Origin of the sequence: Streptomyces calidiresistens, from assembly GCF_014141525.1 — a bacterium.
In the GTDB taxonomy this organism is placed as follows: domain Bacteria; phylum Actinomycetota; class Actinomycetes; order Streptomycetales; family Streptomycetaceae; genus Streptomyces; species Streptomyces calidiresistens.
Window position 1 is genome coordinate 1 of sequence record NZ_VKHS01000398.1, and the last position, 5,027, is coordinate 5,027.

The 5,027-nt window shown below is 75.9% G+C and carries 5 protein-coding genes; all 5 read left to right on the forward strand.

Translation table 11 applies throughout. The features are described from left to right. Positions 1-110: 110 nt before the first annotated feature. The 5 genes from FOE67_RS16245 (at position 111) to FOE67_RS29405 (ending at position 4,985) form a co-directional block, all read left to right on the forward strand. Positions 111-1,382 carry an NAD(P)/FAD-dependent oxidoreductase gene (locus FOE67_RS16245; protein WP_438874234.1) on the forward strand — a complete coding sequence of 424 codons (1,272 nt, stop codon included), beginning with the start codon at positions 111-113 and terminating at the stop codon, positions 1,380-1,382. Between the two features lie 83 nt (positions 1,383-1,465). After that, the gene (locus tag FOE67_RS16250) at positions 1,466-1,831 is read left to right on the forward strand and encodes an Rv2175c family DNA-binding protein (protein ID WP_143619257.1); all 366 of its coding nucleotides are present in this window, start codon (positions 1,466-1,468) and stop codon (positions 1,829-1,831) included. Between the two features lie 233 nt (positions 1,832-2,064). Beyond that, on the forward strand, positions 2,065-2,826 hold the full coding sequence (gene thiE, locus FOE67_RS16255) for a thiamine phosphate synthase (RefSeq protein WP_182664930.1): 762 nt from the start codon (positions 2,065-2,067) through the stop codon (positions 2,824-2,826). A gap of 35 nt (positions 2,827-2,861) precedes the next feature. Further along, positions 2,862-3,785, forward strand: coding sequence for a methylenetetrahydrofolate reductase [NAD(P)H] (gene metF / locus FOE67_RS16260; RefSeq protein WP_182664932.1), 924 nt, complete (start codon positions 2,862-2,864; stop codon positions 3,783-3,785). A gap of 24 nt (positions 3,786-3,809) precedes the next feature. Further along, positions 3,810-4,985, forward strand: a complete 1,176-nt coding sequence (locus FOE67_RS29405; protein ID WP_228473946.1) for a hypothetical protein — start codon at positions 3,810-3,812, stop codon at positions 4,983-4,985. Positions 4,986-5,027: the final 42 nt, after the last annotated feature.

Below are 5,027 nucleotides of genomic sequence, written 5' to 3' on the forward strand. Positions count from 1 at the left end.
TACAAGACAGAACCCACCCCATGAGCGGCGCGGACACCCCGCCGGGGCCGCTCCGGCGCCCCCGGGGCACCGCGCCGGACCCCGCCCGACGCGGCACTAGGCTGATCCGGGTGAGCGAACAGCGGGAGCAGGGGCCCATGGGGAAGCGGCGGGAGACGCCGGCCGGGGAACGGGTCCTGATCGTCGGGGGAGGTCTGGCGGGTGTGCGTACCGCCGTCGAACTGCGCGAGCGGGGCCACACGGGCCCCGTCACCCTGCTCGGCGCCGAACCCCATCGGCCCTACGACCGGCCCCCGCTGTCGAAGGCCGTCCTCCTCGGGGAGGCGGAGGGCGACGAACCGCTCGTGCCCCCCGCCGACCTCGCCGCCGCCGACATCACCGTGCTCACCGGCCGCCGTGCCGTCGGGCTGCGTCCGGCCGACCGGGAGGTGGACACCGACGCGGGTCCGCTGCCGTGGGACCGCCTGGTCATCGCCACCGGAGCCGACCCCCTCCCGTTGCCCGGCCCGGCCGCCGGCCCCGGGAACGGCGGGGTGCACACCCTGCGCACCGTGGAGGACGCCCGGGCCCTGCGCGCCGTCCTCGGCGCCCGGCGGCACCTGGTGATCATCGGGGCCGGGTGGATCGGGGCGGAGGTCGCCACGGCGGCCCGCCGCGCCGGGTGCCCGGTCACCGTGCTGGAGGCCGGGCCGCAGCCGCTGGCCGGGACGCTCCCCGCCGGGGTCACCGCCCCCATGCGGGCCTGGTACGCGGAGATCGGCGCGGAACTGCGCACCGACGCCCGGGTGACCGGGGTCGGGCCGGACGGCGTGGTGCTCGCCGACGGCACCGCGGTCGCCGCCGGAGCCGTCCTGGTGGGCATCGGGGCCCGGGCCGCGACGGCCTGGACGGCGGGGTCCGGGCTGCCCCTGGAGGAGGACGGCACCGTCACCGTCGACAGCGCCCTGCGCGCGGGCCTGCCCGATGTCTGGGCGGCCGGGGACTGCGCCGCGCACCCCTCGGCCCGCTACGGGCGGCGCATGGCGGTGCAGCACTGGGACGACGCGCTGCGGGCCGCCGCCACCGTCGCGGCGGGGGTGCTCGGCGAACCGGCCGAACACGATCCCGTGCCGTACTTCTGGTCCGAGCAGTTCGGCCGCATGCTCCAGTGGGTGGGGGCGCCGGGCCCCGGCGACCGCGTCCTGTACCGGGGGGATCCGGCCGATCCGACCCGGACCGTCCTGTGGCTGGACGAGCGCGACGTGCCCACCGCGGTCCTCACGGTGGACCGGCCCCGGGACCTGGCGCAGGCCCGCCGGGCCGTGGAACGCCGCACCCCGCTGGACCCCGGGCGCGCCGCCGATCCGGGAACGCCCCTGAAGGCGGCCCTGCGCGCCGGCTGATCCGGTCCCCGAACCGCCGTCCGGAACGCCCGGCCGGCGGTATCCCGGTGACGGGTGTCGGTCCGGGATGGCAGGCTGGAGGGGTGACCGAGATCGATCCTCGAATTGACGCGCTCATCCCGTCCTGGCTCACCCTTCCCGAGATCGCCGAGCGACTCGACGTGGAGGTGACCCGGGTTCGGCAGTGGGTCAAGGAAGGCCAGCTCATCGCCGTTCGGCGGGGCGAGAACCGCGCCCTGCACGTCCCGGCCGACTTCATCGCAGCCGACCGCATCGTCAAGGGCCTCACCGGCACCCTCACCCTCCTGAGGGACGACGGGTTCACCGACGAGGAGATGCTGGAGTGGCTGTTCACCCCCGATGACAGCCTGCCCGGCACTCCCGCCACGGCGCTGCGGGAGAACCGCGGCACCGAGGTGAAGCGCCGAGCGCAGGCGCTCGCCGTGTGAGGGGGGGCGGGGTGCCCGGTCCCCGCGACCGACCGCACCCCGCCGTCCGCCGCGGCGTCACCCCCCGGGACCATCACCGGGGGCACGCCGGATGATCGGCACGGACCCGTCCGACCCGCACCGGAACGTCCGGTCCGGTCGGGCGGGTCCGGCACGTCCACCGGCACCACCCGGGGCCGGGCACCACACCGGTGGCCCGGCACCCATCGACACGACCGAGGCAGGGGAGCGGCATGAGCGAGCGGGCGGGACACCGGGACGGCACGGCGGCGGAGCCCGGCGGGTCCCCGCGCGGGGGGATCGGCGACGCCCGCCTCTACCTGTGCACCGATGCCCGCGCCGGGCGGGGGGATCTGCCCGACTTCCTCGACGCGGTCCTGGCGGCGGGCGTGGACATCGTGCAGTTGCGGGACAAGTCCCTCGAGGCCCGCGAGGAGTTGGAGCTCCTGGAGGTGTTCGCCGACGCCTGTCGTCGCCACGGCCGGCTGCTCGCGGTCAACGACCGGGCGGACGTCGCCCGGGCCGCCGGCGCCGATGTCCTGCACCTCGGGCAGGGCGACCTGCCGGTGCCGTTCGCCCGGGAGATCGTCGGTCCCCGCACCGTCATCGGCCGCTCCACCCACGCCCCCGCCGAGGTGGACGCCGCCCTCGCGGACCCGGAGACCGGCTACTTCTGCGTCGGCCCGTGTTGGCCCACCCCCACCAAGCCCGGCCGCCCGGCCCCCGGTTTGCCCCTGGTGCGCCACGCGGCCGAGCGGGTCGGCGGCGGGGCGGCCGGGGGGACCTCCCGGGAGATCCCCTGGTTCGCGATCGGGGGCATCGACGCCGACAACCTCGACGAGGTGCTCGACGCCGGTGCCCGCCGGGTGGTGGTGGTCCGGGCGATCACCGCCGCGGAGGACCCCGGGGCCGCCGCCGCGGACCTCGCCGCCCGCCTGCGGCGGGCCGCCGCACCGGGTTCCCCGGCCGGTGGTCGTCCGACTGCCGGAATGTGACCCCGCTCCCCCCTCCGCCCGGGTAGCCTGCCGACATGGCCCTTGGACTTCCCTCCGTACGGACCGACCGGGCGCGAACGGTGCGCGAACTGCTCGCCGCCGGGGAGCGCTCGTACTCCTTCGAGTTCGCCGCCCCCCGGACCGAACGCGGCGAGCAGATCCTCTGGGAGGCGATCCGGCGGGTGGAGGCCGTGGGGCCGACCTTCGTGTCGGTCACCTACGGTGCCGGCGGCACCTCCCGTGACGGCACCATCCGGGCCACCGAGCGGATCACCACCGAGACCACCCTCACCCCGGTCGCGCACCTGACCGCCGTCAACCACTCCGTCGCGGAACTGCGCAACATCATCGGGCGCTACGCGGACGCCGGTATCCGCAACCTCCTCGCGCTGCGCGGGGACCCGCCCGGCGACCCGATGGGGGAGTGGGTGCGCCACCCCGAGGGCGTGACGTACGCGAGCGAGCTGGTCGAACTCATCAAGGACTCCGGCGACTTCTGCGTCGGCGTGGCCGCCTTCCCCGAGATGCACCCCCGATCCACCGACCGGGAGACCGACATCCGGCACTTCATCGCCAAGTGCCGGGCGGGCGCGGACTACGCGATCACCCAGATGTTCTTCCGCGCGGAGGACTATTTCCGGCTCCGCGACCGGGTCGCGGAGGCCGGCTGCGAGACCCCGATCATCCCCGAGATCATGCCCGTGACCAGCGTGAAGCAGATCGAGCGCTTCGCGGAACTGAGCAACGCCACCTTCCCCCCGGAGCTGGAACGCCGCATTCTGGCGGTGGCCGACGATCCGGTCGCGGTACGCTCGATCGGAATCGAGTACGCCACCGCGCTGTGCGCCGAGTTGATGGAACAGGACATTCCCGGCCTGCACTTCATCACGCTCAACCGCTCGGTGGCCACGCTGGACATCTACCGAAACCTGGGCTTGCATCGGCGATCGGATCGCTGACGAGGCACTCACGAGAGGGCGGACATGGGCTGGACGGTCCTCTACATCGCGTTCGGGCTGGTCGCTCTCTGGCTCCTCGGCGAGGTGCTGCTGCAGTACAAGGCACGGTTGCGCTGGCGTCTGTTGGCCTTCTTCGGCTTCCTCGGCGTCGTCTTCGGCGTCCTGCTGCCGTCCGTGCCGGTGATCACCCTGGGCGCGCTGGCCTTCGCGGCCGGTCAGACCCTGGTCACCCTCTCCTACCGCAAGGGCTTCTCCACCGGCTGGGCGCTGGGGGGCAACCCCGGCACCAGCCCCCGACGCCGCGAGGTGCGGCCGATGGACCCGCTGCCGGACGGCCCCGCCGGCGCGTCGTCCGACCCCATCGCCGCGGACGACGGGTACGCGCCCCGGGTCGGGGGACGTCGCGAGCCGGCCCCGGTCGGCGCGGGACACGACCGGGAGGACCGGGACACCGCCCACACCGCCGTTCTCCCCGGCGTCGGCGGCGGCTGGGGCGAGACCCCCGGCGAGCCCCACCAGGACCCCGCCGCCCGCTCGTACGGGCAGGAGGACACCCACGCCTACGCCGACTGGTCGGACCCCGGTGCCGGTGCCGCGGGAACGACCGGATCCCCCGGGGGTTCCGGTACCACCGGTGACGGGTGGGGCGGTTGGGACACCGCCCCGGCCGGTGACGGGGTGGGCGCCCGGGCGGACGCCGGCGGCCCGGCATACGGCGGCACCGACTGGTCGGACGGGACGACCCCGGGCCGGGCCCCCGCCTCCTACGGAATGGGCGACCCCTACGAGACCGGTGGGTGGTCCACGGTCGGCTACGGCGGGATCGCCGACACCGGTGCCCAGCCGGTGGCCGACTGGGGCGTCGCCCCCCGTGCGGCGGAGGCCCCGACCGGGGGCTGGGGGACCACCCCCACTCCGCCCGGGAACGTGCCGGGCGGTACGGAGGACACCTTCGCCGGCGGCTGGTCCGGGGTCGCCGACACCGGGACGCAGGGCTACGGCTATCCCGCCCCCGAGCCCGGCTGGTCCGGGGCGGAGGCCGCGCCGCCGCCCGGCGCCCCCTGGTCCCCCGACGGCCCGCAGTACTCCGAGACCCCGCCCGGCGGGGTGTGGATGCCGCAGCAGCGCGACGGCGAGGTGCCGCAGGGCTCCCCGGGCGCGGCGGGTGCCTGGCCCGAGGAGCAGCAGCGGGGCTGGTGACCGGTGGGGGCGGGGTTCCGCCCCGGTCGATCGCCCGAGTCC